Consider the following 23,959-nt stretch of genomic DNA (forward strand, 5'->3'; position numbering starts at 1 on the left):
CTGTTAAGGAATGACAAAGAAGCTGCTCGATGTATGATGAATATATCGAGAGTAAAACAAACAGAATGTATTTGCACAAGGAGGACTAGACTAGGATGAATAAGCGTTCTATACGTGACGTGGATGTAAATGGAAAAAGAGTATTTGTCCGCGTTGATTTTAATGTACCTATGGAAGAGGGAAAAGTAACGGATGACACACGTATAAAAGCCTCTTTACCTACTATCAAATATTTAATGGAACGAGGGGCGAAAGTAGTTCTTGGCAGTCATCTAGGCCGACCGAAAGGAAAGGTAGTGGAAGAACTTCGTCTAGCTCCCGTCGCAGATCGACTTAGTGAAATTTTATCGATTCCGGTGAAGAGAACGCAGGAAGTATATGGTGAAGAAGCAAAGCGGAAGGCAAATGACTTAAAAGAGGGTGAGGTACTGCTGTTAGAAAATCTCCGATTTGATCCGGGAGAAGAGAAAAATGACGTCACTCTTGCAAAAAATATGGCTTCTTTAGTGGATTTTTATGTAAACGATGCTTTTGGGACCGCTCACCGCGCTCATGCATCTACAGAAGGTATTGGCCATCACCTGCCATCTGCAGCTGGTTTGCTCATGGAAAGTGAGTTAAACGTATTAGGAAAGGCATTGTCTAATCCTGAACGCCCCTTCACTGCAATTATAGGCGGAGCAAAAGTGAAAGACAAAATTGATGTTATTGATAATCTACTAGATAAAGTGGATAATTTAATTATTGGTGGAGGTCTAGCTTTTACTTTCGTCAAAGCGCAAGGGTACGATATTGGGAACTCGCTCTTAGAAAAGGATAAAATTTCTACTGCAAAACGATTTATGGATAAAGCGCAAAAAAGAGGCGTTCATTTATACATACCAGAGGACGCAGCTCTTGCTGATCAATTCAGTCGTGATGCTAATAAAAAGGTCACTGATATTGACAGCATACCAGAGACTTGGCAGGCATTGGATATTGGCCCGAAAACAATTAGTACATACAAAAAGGTTATTTATGATTCGAAGCTCGTCATTTGGAATGGGCCTATGGGTGTATTTGAGTTTGAAGCATTCGCTGATGGAACGCGAGGGATAAGTGAAGCACTTGCAGAAGCGGCAGATGCTTATTCGATTATCGGTGGAGGAGATTCCGCGGCAGCTGTAGAGGCATTTGGCTTAGCGGATAAGATGGATCATATTTCGACGGGAGGAGGAGCCTCTCTTGAGTTTATGGAAGGGAAAACTCTCCCTGGTATTGCCGTATTAGATGATAAGTAAATTATGGATGGAACAGTCATGAGGTGAAAAATGATGCGTAAACCAATTATCGCGGGTAATTGGAAAATGAACAAATCATACTCGGAAGCTATGACATTTACAAGAGAAGTGAACCAAAAAATTCCCTCTGAAGATGTTATGGATACAGTAATCTGTGCACCTGCCATTTTTCTAAAAGGTATGGAGGAGAGGGCCGAAGATACCCCGCTTCAAATGGGTGCGCAAACGATGCATTTTGAAAATAGTGGAGCGTTTACAGGAGAAATCAGCCCCAAGTCGTTAGCAGACATAGGGATATCATTTGTCATTATAGGGCATTCGGAGCGTCGAGAAATGTTTAATGAAACAGACGAAACAGTAAACAAGAAAATGCATGCTGCTTTTAGGGAAGATCTTACTCCAATTATGTGTTGCGGAGAAACGTTGAACCAAAAAGAAGAGGGTTTCACAGAAAAAGTAGTGAGTGAACAAGTGACAAAAGGATTTAACGGGCTGTCTAAAGAACAAGCAAAGCGTGCCATCGTTGCGTATGAGCCGATATGGGCTATTGGTACAGGACGAACTTCCTCCCCAGAGGATGCGAATAAAACATGCGGACTTATTCGTCAAGTGATAGAGCAGCTTTATGATAATGAAACTGCTCAATCGGTTCGCATTCAATATGGCGGTAGTGTGAAACCAGAAAATATTAGCAGTTTAATGGAAAAAGAGCACATTGATGGCGCTTTGGTCGGTGGTGCCAGCCTACAAGCAGATTCTTTTCTTGCAATTATTGAGGGGGCAAAAGTATGAGTAAGTCACCAATCGCATTAATTATCCTAGATGGTTTTGCCCTTCGTGAAGAGTCTAAAGGAAACGCAGTGGCTCAGGCAGCAACCCCTAACTTTGATCAGTATTGGGAACAGTACCCACATACTACGTTAACAGCATGTGGGGAAGCAGTGGGGTTACCAGAAGGACAAATGGGAAACTCTGAAGTTGGTCATTTAAATATTGGAGCGGGCAGAATCGTCGATCAGAGTTTGACACGAATTAATAAAAGTATCAAAGAGGGGACATTCTTTGACAATGATGCTCTTGTAGAAGCATGTGCCCATGTAAAAAAACATAATAGCGACTTGCATGTGTATGGTTTATTATCTGATGGAGGAGTTCATAGTCATATCAATCACTTATTCGCGCTTTTAGAGTTAGCGAAGAACCAGGGAATAGAGAGGGTATACGTCCACGGGTTCCTTGATGGAAGGGATGTGGGTCCAACCACCGCTAAAACTTATACCGAAGCATTGCAGAACCGAATGGAAGAGCTGCAAATTGGAAGTCTTGCTACGCTTCATGGACGTTACTATTCCATGGACCGAGATCGCCGGTGGGAGCGTGTGGAAAAGTCATACCGAGCTATGGTTTTTGGAGAAGGTCCTGCATTTAACAGCCCTGAAGAAATGATTGAGCATTCTTATACAGAGGATATTTCAGATGAATTTATTATCCCTTCTGTATTAAAGGATGAGAATGGTAATCCTATGGCAACAATTAAAGACAACGATGCTGTCGTTTTCTTCAATTTTCGCCCAGACCGAGCGATACAATTATCTGAAGTATTCACAAAAAATGAATTTGATGGGTTCGATGTAGGAGATAAACCACAAAATCTCTATTATGTAACGATGACCTCATATAGTGATTCTATACAGGCCAATGTAGCATTTCCGCCTCAGGATTTAAGTGAAACAATGGGGGAAGTTGTTTCAAATACAGGCTTACGGCAGCTTCGTATTGCGGAAACCGAAAAGTACCCCCATGTCACATATTTTTTCAGTGGAGGACAGGAGCAAGAGTTTTCCGGGGAAACGCGGGTTTTGATCGATTCTCCCAAAGTGGCCACCTATGACTTAAAACCAGAAATGAGTGCCTATGAAGTGACTGACGCTTTATTAAAGGAAATAGCGACAGATACACACGATTTTATCGTATTAAATTTTGCTAACCCGGATATGGTTGGTCACTCCGGGAAGCTATCAGCAACGATAGAAGCGGTAGAAGCGGTGGATGAGTGCCTGGGAAAAGTAGTGGCTGCTCTCAAAGAAAAAAACGGATATGCGATTATAACAGCCGATCATGGGAATGCAGACGAAGTGATCACACCTGACGATGAACCAATGACAGCACATACAACGAACCCTGTGCCGGTTATTGTGACAAAAGACAATATAGAATTGAGAGATCATGGTATCTTGGCCGATCTTTCACCAACGGCTCTAGATTTGCTGAGGATAAGAAAACCTAAAGAGATGACAGGTACAAGTTTAATTAAGGAAGATAGCGCAAAATAAAGATATAACAACAAAAAGGAGACTAGATGAAATGGGTATGATAACGGATGTTTATGCACGCGAAGTATTAGATTCAAGAGGCAATCCTACTGTCGAGGTCGAGGTATACACAGAAACGGGGGCTTTTGGACGTGCGTTAGTTCCAAGTGGTGCCTCTACAGGAGAATACGAGGCCGTTGAGTTACGAGATGGCGGAGACCGCTTTATGGGAAAAGGTGTGTTACAGGCTGTTGAAAATGTAAACGAAGAAGTGGCCCCAGAAGTAGTAGGGATGGATGTGACGGATCAAACCGGTATTGATGAGATGCTTATCCAATTGGATGGTACAGACAACAAAGAAAATTTAGGAGCCAATGCAATATTGGGTGTATCGATGGCGATAGCTCATGCAGCCGCTGATGAAGTCGGTGTTTCTTTGTACGAATACTTAGGAGGGTTTAATGCAAAAACGCTTCCAGTTCCTATGATGAATATTTTAAACGGTGGCGAACACGCAGACAATAATGTAGATATTCAAGAATTTATGGTTATGCCAGTGGGAGCTGAAAACTTTCCGCAAGCCATTCGGATGGGAACTGAGATTTTTCATCACTTGAAAAAAGTATTAAAGGATAAAGGGTATAACACAGCTGTTGGTGATGAAGGCGGATTTGCCCCTAACTTAGGCTCGAACGAAGAAGCATTGCAAACTTTAGTGGAAGCTATCGAAAAAGCGGGTTATAAGCCTGGCGAAGAAGTAATGCTGGCTATGGATGCAGCAGCTTCCGAAATGTATGAGAACGGAAAGTATCACTTGAAAGGTGAAGGTGTCACCAAATCTGCAGATGAAATGATCGAGTTTTATAAACAATTAACCGAAAAATATCCGATTGTTTCCATTGAAGACGGTTTAGACGAAAATGACTGGGATGGATGGAAAAAATTAACCGATTCGATAGGTGACCAAGTTCAATTAGTTGGCGATGATTTGTTTGTAACGAATACGAATAAATTGTCCCAAGGAATTGAGAAAGGCGTAGGGAATTCTATTCTTATTAAAGTGAACCAAATCGGTACTCTGACAGAAACATTTGATGCGATTGAAATGGCTAAAAGAGCAGGATACACTGCTGTTATCTCACATCGTTCCGGTGAGACAGAAGATGCAACCATTGCTGATATTGCGGTGGCAGTCAATGCGGGTCAAATCAAAACGGGTGCTCCTTCGCGAACAGATCGTGTAGCAAAGTACAACCAGCTTCTTCGAATTGAAGATGAATTAGGGACAACCTCTGTATATCCAGGTGCGACAGCTTTTTATAACCTCCGTAAATAAAGCACGTGTCTTATATTAGGGAGATTTTTATAAACACATGGATGGGTCTAAAAAGAGTGGAAAATGTGAACTGAACGTTTTGCCTGTTGCTCATTTTATGAGGAGTATGGTAAATTAACGTTATGTAAATAGGTCGCGGAGGTGGAAGAGTGGAGACCTTGCTTTATGTTTTATTGATTATAGTTGCTATCGGTTTAATCACGGTAGTTTTACTCCAATCTGGCCGTAGCGCTGGATTGTCTGGGGCTATTTCTGGTGGAGCAGAACAGCTAATGGGAAAACAGAAAGCCCGAGGTATTGAGGCGTTTTTATCACGAATGACAGTGATTTTATCTATCCTGTTTTTCGTCTTAGCTATTTTGCTGGCATATTTCCTATAATACGTAAAAATAAGAAAGGCAGCGGATCTATAAAGACCCGCTGCTTTTTTGCATGATTCTTTATAACGCCATACTAATTTGTGTTCTTTATGTGCTATCCTTCGCTTATTTGAATACGTTGAATAAGTTATTTGTTGGCTTGTCTTGGGAAAAATAGGGTATATTGATAGAGGAAGAAAAAAGAATAAGGAACCGTAAAGGATGAAGTAAAATGATTGGGTGCCTATGTCTCCATGGTTTTACTGGCTCGCCTTGGGAATTAGAGCCCATTGCGACTCGCTTGAAACAGAATCATAATTGGCTGGTTTATACCCCCGTGTTACCGGGGCATGGACAAGGGGAGGATTTAAAAAAGACAACCTATCAAGCTTGGATTTACAAGGCAGATATGGCTGCCAAGCATATGATCTCCCAGTGTGAGAAAGTGTATGTTATCGGTTTTTCAATGGGAGGAATGCTAGCATGTTATATTGCAGCAAGGTATCAAATTGAAAAACTTGTACTAATAAGTGCGGCAGCACAGTATATCGGTGTAGGTCAATTAATGAAAGACATGGCTGTGATTATCGAAAACGGAGTAAAAGGAAACATGAAAGAACACCCCTGGTATCCGATATTCCAGGAAAAGATACATACACCTTTACATGCGGTCGGAGAATTTAGAAAAGCAGTGAAAGAAGTAACTCCTTTTGTCAAAAATATAAAGATACCTGTATTTATGGGACAGGGGGTAAAAGATGGGCTTGTGCCTAGGCGAAGTGCGGATTTTCTAAACTCACAAATAGAGGCTCCTGTTAAACAATTATATCTATACGAGCAGTCCAAGCACTTTTTGTACCATGGAGAGAATAAGGAACAGGTCATACAGGACACAGAACATTTTTTATTATCAACGAACCTTTCTTCGGAACTCGTATGGAAAAGTAATGATTAGAAAAAGATAGAGGGAAAGGGGACATTATAATGAAAGTGATACCACCGAAACCATTTACTTTTGAGGGAGGAAAGCGAGCTGTTTTATTATTACATGCGTTTACTGGGTCTTCCGCTGACGTACGACAATTAGGGCGTTATCTTCAAAAACGAGGTTACACGTGTCACGCTCCAATATATAAAGGGCACGGGGTACCTCCAGAGGAATTAATGAAAACAAGCTATAAAGACTGGTGGCAAGACGTCGAGAATGGTTGGCAAAAACTGAAGAATGAGGGGTATGAGGAAATAGCTGTAGCCGGACTATCTCTTGGAGGTGCCTTTACTTTAAAACTTGCTGAAGAGCAAGAAGTAAAGGGGATCATACCAATGTGTGCTCCCATGACGACCCATAATAATAAACAACGTCTTCATAAGGGAGTTCTCCAATATGCTAAACAACAGAAGCAGCTTGAAAAGAAAGAGGAAGACCAAATAAAAAAAGAGATGGAGGAGTTTGAACAACTTCCGCTGGACACACTGGACTCAGTGAACAAGCTGGTTGAAGATGTCCAAAGTTTGTTGGAGGATATTGAAGCACCTGCACTTGTTGTTCAAGCGGGAAAAGACCAGATGGTAGATCCAAAAAGTGCTGAAATCATTTATGAATCCATTGGATCTGAACAAAAAGAACTGAAATGGTATGAAGATTCACCGCACGTGATTACGATAGGACCGGAAAAGGACCAGCTTCACGAAGATATCTATGAGTTTCTAGAACAACTCGAATGGGAAACAGAAAAATAATATAAAAGTAGATATGTTTGACCGTTACAGGAAGGAGATGAAAAGATGGAAGAATCACAGAAGGAACGTTTAATGATGTATATGCGTGAAGAGGCCGCAAAGCCGATGTCTGTGGAAGAAATTCAAGATGCATTGGATGCCCATAGTGCAGAAGAAACGAAAGATTTAATGAAAACGTTGAACGAACTTGAAGATCAAGGGGAGATAGTCCGGACACGGAGCAATCGCTACGGGGTTCCTGAGAAAATGAATTTGGTAAAAGGAACAGTACAAGCCCACCAACGAGGTTTTGCTTTTATTCTTCCAGAAAACAAGGGAGAGGACGATATATTTGTACCAGCCAATGAATTAAATGGTGCGATGAACAAAGATATTGTTTTAGTACGTGTTCAACGTAAATCTTCCGGGTCTAAGCCAGAAGGCGTTGTGGTCCGTATTCTTGAGAGAGGGACACAGAAAATTGTCGGGACGTATGTCGATTATCGATCTTACGGTTTAGTTGAAGCGGATGATAAACACATCTCAAATGATATCTTTATTCCACAGGACGCAGAAAATGGAGCTGTAGATGGTCACAAAGTAGTTGTGGAGATTACTAAGTATCCAGAGGGACGATTCAGTGCAGAGGGAAAAGTCGTTAACATTCTCGGTCATAAAAATGATCCTGGTGTAGATATTTTATCCATTATTCATAAACATGGTTTGCCTGGAGAGTTTCCTCAAGAAGTGATTGATCAGGCTAATGAGATTCCAGACACATTAACGGAGAAAGATTTAGTTGAGAGACGTGACTTGAGAGAGGAAACAATTGTTACTATTGATGGAGCAGATGCAAAAGATCTCGATGATGCCGTACAAGTAAAAAGGTTAGAAAATGGTAACTTTTTGCTAGGTGTCCACATTGCTGACGTAAGTTACTACGTAGAGGAAGGGTCACCTATTGATCAGGAAGCCTTCGAACGTGCTACGAGTGTGTACCTGGTTGATCGCGTAATACCGATGATACCTCATCGTCTATCCAATGGAATATGCAGTTTAAATCCAAAGGTGGATCGGCTGACCATGTCATGTGAAATGGAAATTACACCTGATGGTGAAGTGGTAAATCATGATATTTTTGAAAGTGTTATTCGCTCTTCCGAACGTATGACCTATTCAGATGTGCGGTTAATTTTAGAAGAAAAAGACGAAGATACGAGGGAGAAATATAAAGAACTAGTGCCTTTATTTGAACGAATGGAGGAGCTTGCTCTCATACTGAGAAAGAAACGATTTGAACGTGGAGCGATCGATTTTGACTTTAAAGAAGCCAAGGTTATCGTTGATGAAGAGGGAAAGCCAGAAGACGTAAAATTATTAGAACGATCAGTTGCAGAACGATTGATCGAGGAATTTATGCTGGCAGCTAATGAGACAGTGGCAGAGCACTTTCATTGGTTAAAGCTGCCGTTTGTTTATCGAATCCACGAAGACCCGGATCCTGAAAAGCTAGAACGTTTTCTGGAGTTTGTGACGACGTTTGGTTATGTTGTAAAAGGAAGTGCGAACACCGTCCACCCTCGTGCCCTTCAGAAAGTATTAGAAGAAGTAAAAGGAGAAACGGAAGAGGCAGTAATAAGTACAGTGCTATTACGATCCATGCAGCAGGCAAAATATGATCCAGAAAACGTGGGACACTTTGGCTTGTCCTCAGATTTTTATACCCATTTTACCTCTCCCATTCGTCGTTATCCTGATTTAATCGTTCATCGTCTCATTCGTGAATATGCTATTAAAAATAATATGGATGGTAAAACGCAGTCCACATGGAGAGAAAAACTCCCCGATATTACACGACATGCCTCAGAAAGAGAAAGAAGAGCGGTTGATGCAGAACGGGACGTCGATGATTTGAAGAAAGCACAATACATGGAAGATAAAGTTGGCGAAGAATTTACTGGATTTATAAGCGGAGTTACTAACTTTGGTATGTTTGTAGAGCTGGAAAACACCATTGAAGGTATGGTTCACATTAGTTATCTAACAGATGACTACTATCATTTCGATGAAAAGGCTTATGCACTCATTGGAGAACGTACAGCCAATATGTTTCGAATCGGGGATGAAGTCGAAGTCCGTGTGATCCAGGTTAACGTAGAAGAAGCCGATATAGACTTTGAAGTGGTTGGAATGAAAGGATCGAAAACACGGCGTCGCAAAGATAGGCCAAAAGTGATCGAGGGAGGAAAACGGCAGTCATCTGCTTCTCAGAACCAACCGAAATCTAAAAAAGGCCGTCAGAAAGGACGCAATAAAACGAAACGGAATAAGCCATTTTATGAAAATGTTCCAAAGAAAAAAAGTAAAAAACGTTAGGTCCTGCTTTATACTCTTCATTGACGTATTTTCAACTGATTTGCTAGTATAAGTAGAAGTAGAAACAGAGCAGAGAAATGTAAGAGGAGAAACTGTCTTTCTCATGACGAGAAGAAAGGGTAGAGAACTAGTGGCTGTAAAAAATGAAGGAAGAGTAATCGCACAAAATAAAAAAGCACGTCATGATTATTTTGTTGAAGAAACTTTTGAAGCAGGGATGGTTCTGAAAGGAACGGAGATCAAAGCGATACGAGCGGGAAGGATGAACTTGAAAGACAGCTTTGCACGGGTGGAGAATGGAGAGATTTTTCTCCATAACGCACACATTGGCCATTATGAACAAGGAAATCGTTACAATCACGATCCGCTACGTACCCGAAAGCTTTTGCTTCATCGTCGAGAGATTAATAAGCTTATTGGTCAAAGCCAGCAAACAGGCTATTCCATTGTCCCTTTAAAAGTCTATATCAAGAACGGGGTAGCAAAAGTGCTGCTAGGACTAGCAAGAGGGAAGAAAAAACACGATAAACGCGAAGCATTAAAGCAAAAAGACGCGAAACGTGAGATGGATCGTGCTATCCGGCGACAAATGAAAGGTGAGTAACCAAGGTTGTGCCAATGACAGGTAAAGTCCCCGCGCCTCAGGAAGCAGGGGACTTTACCAAAAGGAACCCTATGGATCGCTCTCATCATGGATGACTGCCGGATTCATCCCTTCGTTATTGCTGCTGCTGTAAATATCAGGTACTTTTCCAGGAATGAATAACATTCCTACAGGCACAGTAGTCACGACGACATCGGTTTTCGTCGCAAAGGGGATGATCACTTCTACATCGACTTCTAAATCTAAGGACACACGGACCCATGTATTGTTGATACCTTTTTCTTTTATGCTCTCATTTAATTCTACATCAACATCCCCAATGGCAGTTAGTTGAATAGGTATTAAAGGTCCTAATTGAGCTAATAATGCGTTATTCGTTGCTCTGCCTAATGGAATACTGTAGAGAGCACCTTCTTCACCACTAGTGGAATGAGCAACAATCCCTGAGCTCCCTTCTGGTACTTGGCCCCGTTCCATTTTCATCAAATAGTGCTGTGCCTCGTTAACCGCATTGGTAACTACGCGATTGTACACGGTCCCGTCAAATCCGATGGAGACAATCTCTCCATCTTCATCTTTTTCTATCTCGATTAATTCATTCATGTCCACGTCTTCAACGGTTTTCGATACGGCGTGATTGATGGCGGAGGTTGCGATTTTTTGTGTTTCCATTGTAGCAATATGCATAAGAGTTGCCGCAATCTGTTGGTTCACCAACCAGATTCCTTGCGCGGTGAGGAGTCCAAATATTAGCAAAGAGATCAATAACACTTTTTTAAAAGATAAGGGACGTGGAGCGGGAGCACGAAATTGACGTTTTCTCACAGGCATCCTCCCCATGTTTTCAATGTATGTGGGGAGTAGAGGTACTATTCTTCATATAGCTTAATACTCCAGCTAATTCATGGGTTGCATTTTTATATTGTTGTGATATAATAGCATTCCAGCTAAAAATACGGGGACGACACGGCTTCGACAGGGATAGGTCGAGCTTAAGTCGCGAGCCGAGCTAGGCAGTCTCGAAAAAGGCCTACGCCAATAATAACTGGCAAATCAGAACAAAACCTCGCAGTAGCTGCGTAAGTAGTTACTAGCGGATCCCGCTCTCCATCGCCCATGTGGAGTGACCGGGGTCTCACTAATGAGTGGGCTACGCTGTCCAGCCGCCGTCTGAGGCTGGCAGAAGAGATTAATCAGACTAGCCTTACCAAGGCCCGTCACTAGGCCAAGGTAACGGTGAATGATAATATAGTGACTACGCTCGTAGAAGCTTAAGTGCCGATATCTCTGGACGTGGGTTCGATTCCCACCGTCTCCACCATACATAGCTTACAGTACAGACATCATCATTATATAGAAGGAAAGCATAAAATTTCGTTTTGAAATTTTATGCTTTTTTTGTAGCTCGTTCTTATTGTTTTTGGCTCTATATTAATTGCAGAACTTAGTTTATGGCAAAACCCCATTCAAAAAGGGTGACAAAGCCCTTATGAATACAAGGCGGGAGAGGCAAGGTGCTTTGTGAAACATTTTAGAGGGAGGAATAGGAACAAAAAAGACTGTATGGAAAGATCAAGTTATGACCTTTGCATACAGTCTTTTTTGTTAGACGTTTATTTTAATAACTTTAATGATTCACGGTTAAAAGCAGGAAGGTCATCTGGTGTTCTGCTTGTAACAAGGTTACCATCGACAACGACCTCTTCGTCTTTTACAGTTGCCCCTGCATTCTCTAAATCTTTCCTAACAGAAACAAAGCTGGTTACTTCTTTTCCTTTTAATAAATCGGTCTCTACTAGGAATTGAGGACCGTGACAAATGGCGAAAACTGGTTTTTCAGCTTCCATAAAGGCTTTCGCAAAGTCGCCGTTTTTTGGATTGATCCGGAGAAGGTCTGGAGAGAAACCGCCAGGAACTAACAATGCATCATAGTCGCTTGCCTTTGCTTCGTCTATTCCTTTATCTGCTGTTAGTTCATCTCCATTTTTTCCTTTTATGGTTTTACCTGCCTCATCACTAATAATTTCTGCCTTGTGGCCAGCATCCTCATATGCTTTTACAGGATCTGTCAATTCTATTTCTTCAACCATATCAGTCACTAGTACAGCAATTCGTTTTGACATATTATCTTCTCCCTTCATTGAATCTATAGTAATGATAACGAAATTTATTTGTTCTGTGAAGGAAAGAGCACTGAGCCAATCATAGAAGAGAAGCCATACGATAGACGGATACAAGTAGGAAAAGGTTATTCAAAAGAAAATGCGTGTGTTTTGTTTATATATGTGATACAGAGGGGTATTTGCTTATTAAGCAGGATATGAAAATCGTTCCCTGCTATGTCTATCATTAGGTTGAAAAGGAGAGAGAGCATGTCTCATGTAATGGCAGGTGAAGCAGCAACTCAGATATTAAAAGACTGGAACGTTGATCATATTTATGGAATGCCAGGTGATTCAATTAATGAGTTCGTAGAGTATTTAAGGCAAGAGAAGAATGAGATAGATTTTATACAGGTGAGGCATGAAGAAGTAGGAGCGCTTGCAGCTTCGGCATATGCTAAGCTAACAGGAAACATTGGCGCATGTTTGTCTATTGGCGGCCCAGGAGCGATACACTTATTAAATGGTCTATATGATGCAAAAGCTGATGGGGCACCCGTTCTTGTTTTAGCTGGTCAAGTGCCGACGACAGAGATAGGGATGGATGCTTTCCAAGAAGTAGATTTAACAAGGTTATTCGATGACGTAGCTGTATTTAACCAAAGAGTCCCGACGCCCGATTCTTTCCCGAAATTATTGAATCAAGCTATTCGAAGTGCCTATACTTATAACGGAGTAGCTGTTTTAGTACTGCCTGATAATATCACTTCTCATATGGTAAAAGAAGAGACAGAACAAACTTCTTCCATTTACTCTGTCCCAATGTCTCGTCCAGCAGATAGCGATGTGAAGAGGGCAGTGACTTCTATTGAAAATGCGACACGTCCAGTCATTTTAGCTGGAAATGGTACAAAAAAGGCGAGACAAGAACTAGAAAAATTTGCCGAGAAAATAAAAGCTCCGATCATTTTTACTTTGCCATCTAAAGGCGTCTTAGCAGACACTCATCCGTACAATTTAGGCCAGTTAGGTGACTTAGGAACGAAGCCGGCATATCATGCTGTTCAAGATGCGGATATATTAATTATGATTGGAACATCCTATCCTTATCGAGATTATTTACCGGAGTCAACGCCTGCCATCCAAATCGATAACAACCCTGATGTGATTGGAAAACGTTACCCCGTTCATATCGGTTTAGCGGGGGACACAGGGGAAACGTTAACTTTGTTGTTAGAGGAGATACAGACGAATAGTAATAGTGAATTTCTTAATCATTCTCAGAGAGAAAAGATGAAGTGGGATAGGCATCTTGAGGAAGTGGTAAACAATAGTAAAGAGCCTTTGAAAGCTCCTTACGTTATATCTCAGTTATCACAAGTCATCGAGGACCATGCTACTGTATCCGTTGATGTTGGAAATGTGACGGTATGGATGGCAAGATACTTTCCATTTACACATCACAAGTTTGTCATATCCAGTTGGATGGCTACAATGGGGTGCGGACTACCTGGAGCGATAGCAGGCAAATTGGCTTACCCTGATCGCCAGTCCATCGCGGTATGTGGAGACGGTGGTTTTAGTATGATCATGCATGATTTCCTAACAGCTCTTAAATACGAATTACCTATCATGGTAGTTATTCTAAATAACTCACAAATCGCAATGATTACATCTGAACAGGAAGAAGCAGGAAATCCTTCGTATGAGACAAACTTAGAAAACATGGATTTTGCTTTGTTCGCTGAGGCTTGTGGAGGGGTAGGTTATCGAGTAGATCATTACAAAGAGGTGTCATCTGTATTTGAAAAAGCTTCGAAAGAAGTAAAACCCGTTATCGTAGACGTTAGGATAAAAGATGAAAAAGCTCAACCGGGTCATACCCACCAATACGAATAAGGAAGGAAGATGGACGTGAAAGACATAACATCTATGGAAGAACTAAGGTCTTTTGTAAATAATACACCGTTATCACTCTTGTTTGTAGGGGCAGAACAATGATCAGTCTGTCACAGTTTACTTCCTCAGGTGGAGGAAATGTTAACAGAATTTCCAAAGGTACAGGCAAGAAAAACCAATGTTAACCATGTAACCGAAGTAGCCGGATACCTTGAAGTATTCACAGCGCCTGCAATTTTTATCTTTATGAATGGACAAGAAGTTTATCGAGGGGCACGTTTTATACCAGTAAATGAGCTGAAACAACGAATCGAACGAATATATAGTAATTTTTAACATGTAAATACTGCTATTATAACTGTGTAAATGAAACAGTGGGGAAGATTCTCCACTGTTTTTTCTTTCGGAGAGAACCAAACAACTGGTATAATAGACGTATAGTTTTCCTAAAGGATAAATTATTTCCCTAAGGAAAAAAACGTAGGAGAAGACCTTTAGGAATTAGACAACATAGCTAACGATTAATTAAGCAGTTTCCAGTAATTACACGGTAGCTGGCTGTCTGTCCCTGTTCTCGGGTGGAGCATGTACTAATGGTATGGAATGTACGCAATTGTCTAATACTTGGTTCTTCGTTCCTTGAGAATTAATTTCAAAGGGTCAACATTACAGAAAATATATTGTCTAACCACTATACTGTGTAATCAGAGGGTCTCTCTCTTCTCATTTTTGGACAGTGACTTGAATAAAATGAAAAGGACAGAGGGAGCATTCTCGCTTAAACGATATAAACCAGGGGAGAATAGAAAGTGACAGAGAATTTATTACTCGCATTTGGACTCACATTGATAGCTGGACTAGCCACAGGGATAGGGAGTATATTGGCTTTCTTTACATCATCCACGAATACAAAGTTTTTATCACTCGCGCTTGGCTTTTCTGCTGGTGTGATGATTTATGTCTCTATGATCGAAATTTTCGTGAAGGCCGAAGAGGCATTAGTGTCATACGCAGGCCCTGGAACAGGGAATTGGCTGACAGTTGGTGGTTTTTTCGGTGGAATACTTATCATCGCTCTTATTGATAAATTTATTCCCAAAAGCGGGAATCCTCATGAAGTGAAAAAAGTAGAGGAAGTAAAAAGTGTTGGCAAAAAAGTGAAAGATCCAGAATTATTAAAGATGGGGACTTTTACGGCGTTAGCTATTGCCATCCACAACTTCCCAGAGGGTATAGCCACGTTCACATCTGCTTTGCAAGATCCCGCTCTTGGTATCGCTATTGCGGTTGCCATCGCCATTCATAATATCCCGGAAGGAATTGCCGTGTCAGTACCTGTATACTTTGCAACAAACGATAAGAAAAAAGCGTTTACCCTGTCTTTTTTATCTGGACTATCTGAACCTGTTGGAGCTGTGTTGGCTTATTTGCTTCTTATGCCGTTTCTGAATGATATGGTATTTGGCATTATTTTTGCCGCAGTAGCGGGGATTATGGTATTTATCTCGTTGGATGAATTGCTGCCAGCGGCGCAAAAATACGATGAAGCTCACTTATCCATTTATGGTCTGATTGGTGGAATGGCTGTGATGGCCCTCAGTCTGTTAATTATGAATTGATGAAAACCTTCTTTTAAGAAATCATAGGATGGGAATGATCACTACAACGTTTGACAAAGGGAGGAGATGCAGATGTCCAAACCAGGATTAAATACGTTAAAAAAGGGCACCCAGTATCCGGCAAGAGATCTCGACAGCTTTGTGAGTACAACGGAGGCTGTTGTATTGTCCACAAATGATAATGATCTCTTCACTGATCCCGATCGTCATTATGTAGTGACCCACGAATTTAATGGTTTTTTTGAGCATTCAGCGGACAACGGTGAAAAGTATTACCGTGAGAAGAAAGCATACGTTGTTGAAAAAGCATAAAGAAGGGCAGGGAACCCCCCCTGCCTTTTTTTAAGTTGAAAAAGCATTCATGGAGTGATGTCTAGCTTCAGGCGCCATCGGCTCGAGGTTGCTTCAACCCGCACTGTGGCGGCACGCCTTCTCGGAGGCCCACACAACGTGGGTCAGTTCGATGTTGTCACAGGACGTGACGTTTTCTTAGTCGAACATCTTACACGCTTTCTCTTTTCTTAATGAGAAAAATTAAATCTGAATCAGAATAGAGAAAGTTGTCTCCTCACATAATAAGCAGAACGAGGAGGGATAACATGCATCATAACCAGGCGGATGATTTTAATCGCTACAAGGCAGCGACGCTACGACCTGAGTTACTGAAAAAGCTTACAGATTTAGAGAACGAGATTCAGGATATTTCCAATGAGGAAATCATTTTAATCGCTTATGAAGAGAAAGACACTGATAGAGGCTGGGACAAAAGTATTTAAATGAAAGATAAATCCGAACAACTTATGTTGTCGCTTTGTCAAAATACTTCGCTTTCCGCGGGCACGGCTTCAGCTTCCTCGGAAAGCGAAAACGGCTTTCTTGCGGGATCTTCAGCTCGTGCTGTTCCCGCTGGAGTCTACGTATTTTGACTACGCTGATACACTGCGTTTATGAAACGGGTGACTCCTTCAACATGTGATCGTTCGTCTTTAGAGTTGACTATTCTAGTTTTGTCCCAGCCTCCATTTTATTTTTAGGTAAACACTTCATCGTGGGTTTTTTAAATACGGATACCAAGGTCTAAATCTGTACCATAGTAACATGCTCCTTCAGTATAAGCTTGATTTTGATCTTCATTATTGATCCCACGAAATCTCCACGTAAAAACCACGGATAAGGACAGAGAGGAAGACAAATACTAATTTTACTTTAAATTAAGGAGGGAAGAAAATGTCTTATAAAAGTGAGGGGCCTGAAGAGAAAGCTTTAAAAGAAGCAGATGGGCGTTATGTTGAGTATTCTGAAGAGCTTGCTGACACGGATGATGTGGAAGCCCAAAAAAGAGCAAAAAAAGCAGACGATCGTGTAAAAAATAGAAGACAATAAGTGGAACAAGTGGAGGGTAACATGGGACAAAAGAGATGGGATCTAGCAGCGTTAGCTTCTATACCACTAATGATGACATTAGGAAATTCAATGTTAATACCAATTCTTCCGCTCATGGAACGTGAAATTGAAATAACGCCTTTCCAATCCAGCTTATTGATAACCATTTATTCAATTATCGCTATTGTCCTTATTCCCATCTCGGGATATATATCGGATAAATTTGGAAGAAAAAAAGTGATCGTTCCTAGTCTTATCCTAGTTGGTATTGGGGGGATTGTCTCAGCTATCGCTGCATGGAAGATGAACAGTCCTTATGCAGTAATTATGATAGGTCGATTTCTTCAAGGGGCAGGAGCAGCTGGCGCTTTTCCCGTCGTTCTGCCAACAGTAGGGGATATGTTCAAGGAGGAAGAAGAAGCAAGTCATGGTTTAGGTATTATAGAGACATCCAATACATTTGGTAAAGTATTAAGCCCTATATTGGGAGCTTTGTTAGCTATGATTGTTTGGTATATGCCTTTTGTAGCTATCCCTGTTTTGTCTTTTATTTCAGCCGCTCTTGTCATGTTCCTGGTGAAAGTTCCTCCTGGCGACCAAAAAGATGAAAATGAAAAAGGCCTCAAGGAATTTTTGGCCGGTATAAAAGAAACCTTTCAATATAATAAACGTTGGTTATTGTCCGTCTTCCTTATCGGTGGCATCTTAATGTTTATTCTATTTGGTTTCTTGTTTCACTTTTCTTCGATATTAGAGGAACAATATCATATTGATGGGTATGTCAAAGGATTACTGCTGGCTATACCACTTTTATTTCTATGCGGCGCATCCTACCTTGGCGGAAAATTGGCTGGGAAAGATAAAAATAGAATGAAATGGCTTATACTTGCGGGGAACGGTGTAGCAGCAACAGGATTATTTTTTATAAAACAAGATATGAGTTTGTACATGTTTATTATTTTTCTTTCTGTCGCTGGTATTGGAATTGGGATTGCTCTTCCCTGTTTAGATGCTTTGATTACAAAAGGAATTGAAAAAGAAGAAAGAGGATCGATCACCTCTTTTTACACGAGTATGAGGTATGTCGGGGTAGCAGCAGGGCCGCCTATTATAGCAATCATGATGGAACAGCAGCCAGGCTGGATTTACTATAGTTTAGCTGCTGGAAGTATTTTAGCGGTCATTCTCACTTTTTTCGCAATCCGGCCAACTCCAGAGGACTCAGGAAAACGTTCACCTATAGAACCCGCTTTTAAAAATTAATGGTCAATCGTATGCCTACCGTGCAGGAGGAGATGAAATGAGGCTATTCCTTTACTGGAACAGTCTCATTTTGTTTTTATTGTGAGAGAATTGTTTATAAAATATTGACTTATCACTTTAAAATGGTAAAATGAGAATAGTTATCATTGAAAATGAATTTCATTGTTGAATGTTATTTTAACACGCAGCGTGTGGAAAGTAAGGTTTCTTATGAAGAACAGATACCTGATAATTGCTTTGCTGATACTATCCTTCGCTTCCGTATTTATTGGAGTGCAAGATGTATCACCGCTTGATCTATTCCAATTAACTGAAGAACAAATCGAAATATTATTAGTTAGTAGACTGCCGCGGCTCGCAAGTATCTTGATTGCAGGGATGAGCATGAGTATTTGCGGGATGATTATGCAGCAGTTGAGCCGCAACAAATTTGTCTCACCTACTACTGCAGGTACAATGGATTCTGCTAGATTTGGTATTCTTGTTTCTTTGATGTTGTTCACAGGGGCTTCACCAATCGTAAAAGCTGGGATTGCTTTTGCATTTGCCCTAATAGGAACCTTCATTTTTATGAAAATACTCGAGAGAATTAAATTAAAAGATACGGTGTTTATCCCTCTTGTTGGTCTAATGTTTGGAAATATCATTAATTCTATTACCACTTTTTTTGCATACAAGAATGATTTAATCCAAAACATTGGGTCATGGTTGCATGGTGACTTCTCTATGATCATCTCCGGCCAATATGAACTGATTTATATTAGTGTGCCTATTCTTTTATTGGCCTTCTTGTTTGCGAACCGTTTTACGGTAGCGGGGATGGGAGAAGAATTTTCAATAAACTTAGGGTTAAACTATCGACATGTCGTGAATATTGGTTTGACGATTGTAGCCGCAGTCACTGCATTGGTAGTATTGACTGTTGGTATGATACCTTTTCTTGGGTTGATCGTGCCAAACATCGTATCTATTTTTCAAGGTGATAACCTGCGGAAGAGTCTCATACAGACAGCACTACTTGGGGCAGTATTTGTATTATTTTGCGATATTCTCGGACGGGTTATTATATTCCCTTATGAGATATCGATTGGTTTAACTGTTGGCGTGATAGGCAGCGGCATCTTTATCTATTTATTGTTAAGGGGCAGAGCCAATGAATCTTAAGGCGAAACTTACCATTCTAGCGATACTGGCTGCTGCAGCTGTTGCGATATTTATGTTTCAAGGTTTAGGAGGAAACTTAGATTACATACTGCCCAGTCGAGGAAAAAAAGTCCTGGCCATTGTTATCACAGGTGCTGCTATTGCATTCGCTACCATTATCTTTCAAACAATTACAAACAACCGCATCTTAACACCGAGTATTATTGGGCTTGATTCTTTATACTTACTCATACAAACAGTCATCATCTTTATTGCTGGGTCCGGGTCACTTACAATAGTTAATAAAAATATTAACTTTGCTCTTTCAGTAGGTGCCATGATGGGGTTTGCCCTTATCTTGTATCAGCTGCTATTCCGCGGAGAGGGACGAAATATTTATTTTCTTCTCTTAGTGGGATTGATTTTTGGAACATTTTTTGAGAGTTTATCTTCTTTTATGCAAATGCTTATTGATCCTAACGAATTCCAAGTAGTACAGGATCGGATGTTTGCTAGCTTTAACAATGTATCAACAGATCTTCTTACATTTTCAATCATTATTATCCTTCTTGTAGCTCTGTATTTCATGCGTTTCGCTAAGTATCTAGATGTATTGTCTTTAGGAAAAGAACATGCAATTAACTTAGGGGTCGATTATGACTATGTAGTGAAACGACTGCTGATCATCATAGTCGTATTAATATCCATATCCACAGCTCTTGTAGGACCGATTACATTTCTAGGACTTCTTGTAGCAAACGTAGCTTACGAGTTTTTACAAACGCACAGACATAAACCCTTGATTATAGGGGGCATCCTTATCAGCGTTGTTGCTTTAATCGGGGGACAAATTGTAGTTGAGCGAATCTTAACTTTTTCGACGACATTGAGTGTCATCATCAATTTTATCGGCGGGGTTTATTTTATTTACCTGCTTCTAAAGGAGAGTAAAAGATGGTAAAAGTAAAAAACATTTTTAAAAAATATGGTAATAAAAATGTAGTTGAAGACGTGTCAGTGGAAATTGAAAAAGGAAAGATTACTACATTTATCGGCCCGAATGGTGCAGGAAAAAGTACGCTTCTCTCTATGGTGAGCCGTCTTATTGCGAAAGACAGTGGTGAGGTATTAGTTGAAAACGAAGAAATTGGTTCTGCATCCAGCCAGGAATTAGCGAAAAAAATATCGATCTTAAAGCAATCAAACTTTTTGAATATACGTCTTACTGTGGAAGATTTGGTTACTTTCGGTCGTTTTCCATATTCTCAAGGAAAGCTGAATGATCTAGACTGGAAACATGTCAATGAAGCTATTTCCTATATGGAGTTAGATGACCTGCGTGATAAGTTCCTAGATCAATTAAGTGGTGGTCAGCGCCAGAGAGCATTTATTGCCATGGTTATTGCTCAGGATACAGAGTATATTTTATTAGATGAGCCATTAAATAATTTGGATATGAAACATTCCGTTCAGATTATGAAAGTGCTTCGTCAGTTAGTGGACGATCTTGGAAAAACAGTAATTATTGTCATTCATGATATTAATTTTGCTTCCTGTTACTCCGATTATATTGTCGCAATGAAGGACGGAAGAGTTGTTCGGGAAGGAAGTACGGAAGAAATTATTAATAGGGAAGTCCTCAAGGAAATTTACGATATGGATATGACCATCCAGCATATCAACCAAAGAAAAATTTGTATGTATTTTGCGTAGGAAAAGAGTTTGCTTCGAGAGGGGAACACGTATGAAGAATTTTGGATTCATATCGAGTTTGTTATTTGTTCTAGGAATAACAGCTGCTTGTGGCTCGGGTGAAGAAGGGTCGGACTCTTCATCAGGACAGGAGAACAATGACACGGCAGAAGAAATTGTGGTGGAACACGAACTAGGTGAAACGGCTGTAGAGAAAAACCCGGAAAGCGTCGTAGTGTTTGATTTTGGCAGCTTAGACACGTTAGATACTCTCGGCGTAGAGATAGATGGTCTTCCTAAGGAAAACATACCAAGTTACTTAGAGACATACGAGGGGGAAGAATACGAAAATGTTGGCGGGGTAAAAGAACCCGACTTTGAAAAAATTGCTACCATGGCTCCTGATCTTATCGTTATTTCAGGACGACAGCAAGAGTCTTTCGAAGAGCTTAGTAAAATTGCCCCTACCATTTATTTAGAAGTAGACACACAAAATTATATGGATTCTTTCAAAGAAAATGTGAACACACTGGCTACCCTGTTTGGGAAAGAGAAAGAAGCGGAAGAACATGTTTCATCCATTGAAGAAAGTGTGGAATCATTACATCAGTCGGTATCCTCTCAGGAACAGGAAGCATTAATTACATTGGCCAATGATGGAAAAGTTAGTGCGTATGGATCAGGTTCACGATTCGGCATCATTCATGATGAATTTGGCTTTCCAGAATCTGATGAAAACATCGAAGCTTCTACTCACGGTCAAAGTGTTTCGTTTGAGTATATCGCTCAGCAAGATCCCGATTACTTATTTGTCATTGACCGTGGAGCCGTTGTTGGTGGTGAAACGTCAGCTCAACAAATAGTAGAAAACGACTTAACAGAGAAGACACAAGCGTATCAAAATGACAATATTGTATACTTAAATCCAGAGTATTGGTATTTGGCCAGTGGCGGGATCCAGTCTGTTTCTGAAATGGTGAAAGAAATAGAAAGTGTAATTGAATAGCAGGATAGAAAAAAGCAGAGCCTTCGTTTCGGCTCTGCTTTTTTATTGAGACGCTTCTTTGTCTATTCTTTTGTTAATTCATAATCGGTAACGGCTCCCTTCGCACTAGAAGAAACGAGCTTCGCGTATTTTGCGAGGGCCCCGGTTTTGTAGCGTGGTTCTGGAGCTGTCCACTGACGAGCACGTTGATCCAATTCCTCTTCTGAAGCATCGAAGTTGATTTCCTGAGTGTCGCTATCAATCGTTACTTTATCTCCTGTTTGAAGTAAGCCGATTGGTCCGCCAGCAGCTGCTTCGGGAGCAACGTGACCGATAACGAAACCGTGGGAACCTCCTGAGAACCGTCCATCTGTAATAAGAGCGACTTTTCCTCCCAGCCCTCTACCAACAATCATAGCCGTAACAGAAAGCATTTCTGGCATTCCAGGACCTCCTTTTGGTCCAACATTACGGATAACCAGTACATCTCCCTCTACAATTTCATTGTTCGTAATGGCTTTTGTGGCCTCTGCTTCACTATCATATACTTTCGCTGTTCCTTCAAAATGGCTGATCTTTTGACCAGACATTTTAGCAACGGCTCCATCCGGAGCAAGGTTTCCACGGAGAACGACAAGCGGTCCATTCGGCTTGATCGGATCGCTTAATGGCTTAATGATATCTTGTCCTTCTTTCAAAGATGGGGCTTCTACTAAGTTTTCAGCCAATGTTTTGCCTGTTACTGTCAAACAATCACCATTAAGAAGTCCTTCCTCCAAGAGAAGTTTCATAACAGCCGGAACACCGCCGATTTCATAGAGGTCTTGCATCACATATTTACCACTAGGTTTTAAATCAGCGATATGCGGTACGTTTTGACGAATTCTCTCAAAATCATCGTAACTAAGGTCGACATCTGCTGAGTGAGCAATGGCAAGCAAATGTAAAAACGCATTTGTAGAGCCACCTAATGCCATTACTACAGTGATCGCATTTTCAAATGCTTTTTTCGTCATAATGTCACGTGGATAAATATCATTTCTCAGAAGCTCTACAACCATTTCTCCAGCTTGCTTGCACTCTTTTTCCTTGTAGTCATTCACAGCAGGCGTTGACGAGGAGCCTGGAATGCTCATGCCAAGAGCCTCCACAGCAGCAGCCATCGTATTCGCGGTGTACATACCTCCGCAAGCACCTGCACCTGGACATGCATGACATTCTACTTTATGGAGTTCCTCATCATTTATTTCATTTTGTTGATGCTTGCCGACCGCTTCAAAAGCAGAAACAATATCGATGTCCTCGCCATTCAACTTTCCTGGAGCGATTGTCCCTCCATAAATAAATACGGATGGTAAATTTAAACGTCCAATAGCCATCATACAGCCAGGTGTTGTTTTGTCACACCCGCCAATGGCTACTACGCCATCCATGCGTTCTGCTCCTGTCACTGTTTCAATAGAGTCGGCAATGACTTCACGGCTCGGGAGTGAAAAACTCATTCCTTCGTGTCCCATAGCAATTCCATCAGAGACAGTAATCGTATTAAAAATGAGGGGAGCTCCACCATTTTCAGAAGCACCATTTTTTGCTTCACGGGCAAGTTGATCAATATGTACGTTACAAGGTGTAACCTCACTCCATGTGCTAGCTACTCCTATTTGCGGTTTTTTGAAATCTTCATCTGTGAAACCAACTGCACGGAGCATGGCTCGGTTTGGTGCCCTATTTGCACCCTCGCTAATGACTTTACTTCGAATCCGCAGGTCTTTTTTGTTTTCTTCCATTCCTTTCATCCCTCTCTTGCAATATTAAAGTACAAATTGAGATACATAGTATAGCTACTGTACATCATACTAGGCTAACAATGATCTATCAAATAGAGGA

General features: G+C 40.9%; 22 protein-coding genes, 1 other RNA gene and 1 pseudogene. 21 read left to right on the forward strand and 3 right to left on the reverse strand.

Annotation, left to right across the window (positions count from 1 at the left end; translation table 11 throughout):
- Positions 1-95 precede the first annotated feature (95 nt).
- The 9 genes from BM095_RS13265 (at position 96) to smpB (ending at position 9,986) form a co-directional block, all read left to right on the forward strand.
- Positions 96-1,280, forward strand: a complete 1,185-nt coding sequence (locus tag BM095_RS13265; protein ID WP_091662781.1) for a phosphoglycerate kinase — start codon at positions 96-98, stop codon at positions 1,278-1,280.
- Between the two features lie 33 nt (positions 1,281-1,313).
- Complete coding sequence (gene tpiA, locus BM095_RS13270; protein ID WP_091662783.1) at positions 1,314-2,072, forward strand: triose-phosphate isomerase; 759 nt, start codon at positions 1,314-1,316, stop codon at positions 2,070-2,072.
- Positions 2,069-3,613: a 2,3-bisphosphoglycerate-independent phosphoglycerate mutase gene (gpmI, locus tag BM095_RS13275; RefSeq protein WP_091662786.1), complete on the forward strand. Its 1,545-nt coding sequence runs from the start codon at positions 2,069-2,071 to the stop codon at positions 3,611-3,613. The genes tpiA and gpmI overlap by 4 nt, the downstream gene beginning before the upstream one ends.
- Before the next feature lie 31 nt (positions 3,614-3,644).
- Positions 3,645-4,928, forward strand: a complete 1,284-nt coding sequence (eno, locus tag BM095_RS13280; RefSeq protein ID WP_091662788.1) for a phosphopyruvate hydratase — start codon at positions 3,645-3,647, stop codon at positions 4,926-4,928.
- Positions 4,929-5,077: 149 nt separating this feature from the next.
- Positions 5,078-5,308 carry a preprotein translocase subunit SecG gene (gene secG / locus BM095_RS13285; protein ID WP_091662790.1) on the forward strand — a complete coding sequence of 77 codons (231 nt, stop codon included), beginning with the start codon at positions 5,078-5,080 and terminating at the stop codon, positions 5,306-5,308.
- A gap of 211 nt (positions 5,309-5,519) precedes the next feature.
- Positions 5,520-6,242 carry an alpha/beta hydrolase gene (locus BM095_RS13290; protein ID WP_091662791.1) on the forward strand — a complete coding sequence of 241 codons (723 nt, stop codon included), beginning with the start codon at positions 5,520-5,522 and terminating at the stop codon, positions 6,240-6,242.
- A 29-nt stretch (positions 6,243-6,271) separates the two neighbouring features.
- Positions 6,272-7,027 carry an alpha/beta hydrolase gene (locus BM095_RS13295; protein WP_091662793.1) on the forward strand — a complete coding sequence of 252 codons (756 nt, stop codon included), beginning with the start codon at positions 6,272-6,274 and terminating at the stop codon, positions 7,025-7,027.
- Between the two features lie 45 nt (positions 7,028-7,072).
- Positions 7,073-9,382, forward strand: a complete 2,310-nt coding sequence (gene rnr, locus BM095_RS13300; RefSeq protein WP_091662796.1) for a ribonuclease R — start codon at positions 7,073-7,075, stop codon at positions 9,380-9,382.
- A 103-nt stretch (positions 9,383-9,485) separates the two neighbouring features.
- Positions 9,486-9,986 carry an SsrA-binding protein SmpB gene (gene smpB / locus BM095_RS13305; protein ID WP_091662799.1) on the forward strand — a complete coding sequence of 167 codons (501 nt, stop codon included), beginning with the start codon at positions 9,486-9,488 and terminating at the stop codon, positions 9,984-9,986.
- A gap of 69 nt (positions 9,987-10,055) precedes the next feature.
- On the opposite strand, the gene yunB is transcribed toward smpB, so the two are convergent.
- Positions 10,056-10,811 carry a sporulation protein YunB gene (gene yunB / locus BM095_RS13310; RefSeq protein WP_245757909.1) on the reverse strand — a complete coding sequence of 252 codons (756 nt, stop codon included), beginning with the start codon at positions 10,809-10,811 and terminating at the stop codon, positions 10,056-10,058.
- Between the two features lie 132 nt (positions 10,812-10,943).
- On the opposite strand from yunB, the gene ssrA reads away from it, so the two are divergent.
- Positions 10,944-11,307, forward strand: a transfer-messenger RNA (tmRNA) gene (gene ssrA / locus BM095_RS13315).
- Positions 11,308-11,599: 292 nt separating this feature from the next.
- Here the strand turns inward: ssrA and BM095_RS13320 are convergent.
- Positions 11,600-12,109, reverse strand: a complete 510-nt coding sequence (locus tag BM095_RS13320) for a type 1 glutamine amidotransferase domain-containing protein (RefSeq protein WP_091662804.1) — start codon at positions 12,107-12,109, stop codon at positions 11,600-11,602.
- Between the two features lie 249 nt (positions 12,110-12,358).
- On the opposite strand from BM095_RS13320, the gene BM095_RS13325 reads away from it, so the two are divergent.
- From BM095_RS13325 to BM095_RS13370, 11 genes and pseudogenes are all read left to right on the forward strand, one after another.
- Positions 12,359-13,987 (forward strand): pyruvate oxidase, encoded by a 1,629-nt coding sequence (locus BM095_RS13325; RefSeq protein WP_091662807.1) that lies wholly within the window; start codon positions 12,359-12,361, stop codon positions 13,985-13,987.
- 120 nt (positions 13,988-14,107) lie between these two features.
- Positions 14,108-14,323: pseudogene (locus BM095_RS13330) on the forward strand (thioredoxin family protein); the annotation flags it as partial.
- A 473-nt stretch (positions 14,324-14,796) separates the two neighbouring features.
- Positions 14,797-15,606 carry a zinc transporter ZupT gene (gene zupT, locus BM095_RS13335; RefSeq protein WP_091662812.1) on the forward strand — a complete coding sequence of 270 codons (810 nt, stop codon included), beginning with the start codon at positions 14,797-14,799 and terminating at the stop codon, positions 15,604-15,606.
- Positions 15,607-15,678: 72 nt separating this feature from the next.
- Positions 15,679-15,918, forward strand: a complete 240-nt coding sequence (locus BM095_RS13340; protein WP_091662814.1) for a hypothetical protein — start codon at positions 15,679-15,681, stop codon at positions 15,916-15,918.
- Positions 15,919-16,205: 287 nt separating this feature from the next.
- On the forward strand, positions 16,206-16,382 hold the full coding sequence (locus BM095_RS16635) for a hypothetical protein (RefSeq protein ID WP_177194825.1): 177 nt from the start codon (positions 16,206-16,208) through the stop codon (positions 16,380-16,382).
- 451 nt (positions 16,383-16,833) lie between these two features.
- Positions 16,834-16,989: a YfhD family protein gene (locus BM095_RS13345; RefSeq protein WP_091662817.1), complete on the forward strand. Its 156-nt coding sequence runs from the start codon at positions 16,834-16,836 to the stop codon at positions 16,987-16,989.
- A gap of 21 nt (positions 16,990-17,010) precedes the next feature.
- Complete coding sequence (locus BM095_RS13350) at positions 17,011-18,252, forward strand: MFS transporter (RefSeq protein ID WP_091662819.1); 1,242 nt, start codon at positions 17,011-17,013, stop codon at positions 18,250-18,252.
- Positions 18,253-18,462: 210 nt separating this feature from the next.
- Complete coding sequence (locus BM095_RS13355; protein WP_091662822.1) at positions 18,463-19,416, forward strand: ABC transporter permease; 954 nt, start codon at positions 18,463-18,465, stop codon at positions 19,414-19,416.
- Positions 19,406-20,356: an iron chelate uptake ABC transporter family permease subunit gene (locus BM095_RS13360; protein WP_091662825.1), complete on the forward strand. Its 951-nt coding sequence runs from the start codon at positions 19,406-19,408 to the stop codon at positions 20,354-20,356. The genes BM095_RS13355 and BM095_RS13360 overlap by 11 nt, the downstream gene beginning before the upstream one ends.
- Positions 20,350-21,108, forward strand: a complete 759-nt coding sequence (locus BM095_RS13365; RefSeq protein ID WP_091662828.1) for an iron ABC transporter ATP-binding protein — start codon at positions 20,350-20,352, stop codon at positions 21,106-21,108. Before BM095_RS13360 ends, BM095_RS13365 begins: the two co-directional genes overlap by 7 nt.
- A gap of 31 nt (positions 21,109-21,139) precedes the next feature.
- Positions 21,140-22,093, forward strand: a complete 954-nt coding sequence (locus tag BM095_RS13370; RefSeq protein WP_091662830.1) for a siderophore ABC transporter substrate-binding protein — start codon at positions 21,140-21,142, stop codon at positions 22,091-22,093.
- Between the two features lie 62 nt (positions 22,094-22,155).
- Here the strand turns inward: BM095_RS13370 and ilvD are convergent, their stop codons facing one another.
- Positions 22,156-23,859: a dihydroxy-acid dehydratase gene (gene ilvD, locus BM095_RS13375; RefSeq protein WP_091662833.1), complete on the reverse strand. Its 1,704-nt coding sequence runs from the start codon at positions 23,857-23,859 to the stop codon at positions 22,156-22,158.
- Positions 23,860-23,959 lie beyond the last annotated feature (100 nt).

It is taken from the genome of Alteribacillus iranensis (assembly GCF_900113025.1).
GTDB lineage: Bacteria > Bacillota > Bacilli > Bacillales > Marinococcaceae > Alteribacillus_A > Alteribacillus_A iranensis.

Coding starts and splice junctions, on each gene's coding strand:
- BM095_RS13345 (WP_091662817.1), top strand. CDS start 16,834: ATGTCTTATAAAAGTGAGGGGCCTGAAGAGAAAGCTTTAAAAGAAGCA.
- BM095_RS13295 (WP_091662793.1), top strand. CDS start 6,272: ATGAAAGTGATACCACCGAAACCATTTACTTTTGAGGGAGGAAAGCGA.
- BM095_RS13350 (WP_091662819.1), top strand. CDS start 17,011: ATGGGACAAAAGAGATGGGATCTAGCAGCGTTAGCTTCTATACCACTA.
- eno (WP_091662788.1), top strand. CDS start 3,645: ATGGGTATGATAACGGATGTTTATGCACGCGAAGTATTAGATTCAAGA.
- tpiA (WP_091662783.1), top strand. CDS start 1,314: ATGCGTAAACCAATTATCGCGGGTAATTGGAAAATGAACAAATCATAC.
- ilvD (WP_091662833.1), bottom strand. CDS start 23,859: ATGGAAGAAAACAAAAAAGACCTGCGGATTCGAAGTAAAGTCATTAGC.
- gpmI (WP_091662786.1), top strand. CDS start 2,069: ATGAGTAAGTCACCAATCGCATTAATTATCCTAGATGGTTTTGCCCTT.
- BM095_RS13355 (WP_091662822.1), top strand. CDS start 18,463: ATGAAGAACAGATACCTGATAATTGCTTTGCTGATACTATCCTTCGCT.
- BM095_RS13365 (WP_091662828.1), top strand. CDS start 20,350: ATGGTAAAAGTAAAAAACATTTTTAAAAAATATGGTAATAAAAATGTA.
- BM095_RS13370 (WP_091662830.1), top strand. CDS start 21,140: ATGAAGAATTTTGGATTCATATCGAGTTTGTTATTTGTTCTAGGAATA.
- rnr (WP_091662796.1), top strand. CDS start 7,073: ATGGAAGAATCACAGAAGGAACGTTTAATGATGTATATGCGTGAAGAG.
- BM095_RS13320 (WP_091662804.1), bottom strand. CDS start 12,109: ATGTCAAAACGAATTGCTGTACTAGTGACTGATATGGTTGAAGAAATA.
- BM095_RS13340 (WP_091662814.1), top strand. CDS start 15,679: ATGTCCAAACCAGGATTAAATACGTTAAAAAAGGGCACCCAGTATCCG.
- smpB (WP_091662799.1), top strand. CDS start 9,486: ATGACGAGAAGAAAGGGTAGAGAACTAGTGGCTGTAAAAAATGAAGGA.
- BM095_RS13325 (WP_091662807.1), top strand. CDS start 12,359: ATGTCTCATGTAATGGCAGGTGAAGCAGCAACTCAGATATTAAAAGAC.
- BM095_RS13290 (WP_091662791.1), top strand. CDS start 5,520: ATGATTGGGTGCCTATGTCTCCATGGTTTTACTGGCTCGCCTTGGGAA.
- BM095_RS13360 (WP_091662825.1), top strand. CDS start 19,406: ATGAATCTTAAGGCGAAACTTACCATTCTAGCGATACTGGCTGCTGCA.
- BM095_RS16635 (WP_177194825.1), top strand. CDS start 16,206: ATGCATCATAACCAGGCGGATGATTTTAATCGCTACAAGGCAGCGACG.
- BM095_RS13265 (WP_091662781.1), top strand. CDS start 96: ATGAATAAGCGTTCTATACGTGACGTGGATGTAAATGGAAAAAGAGTA.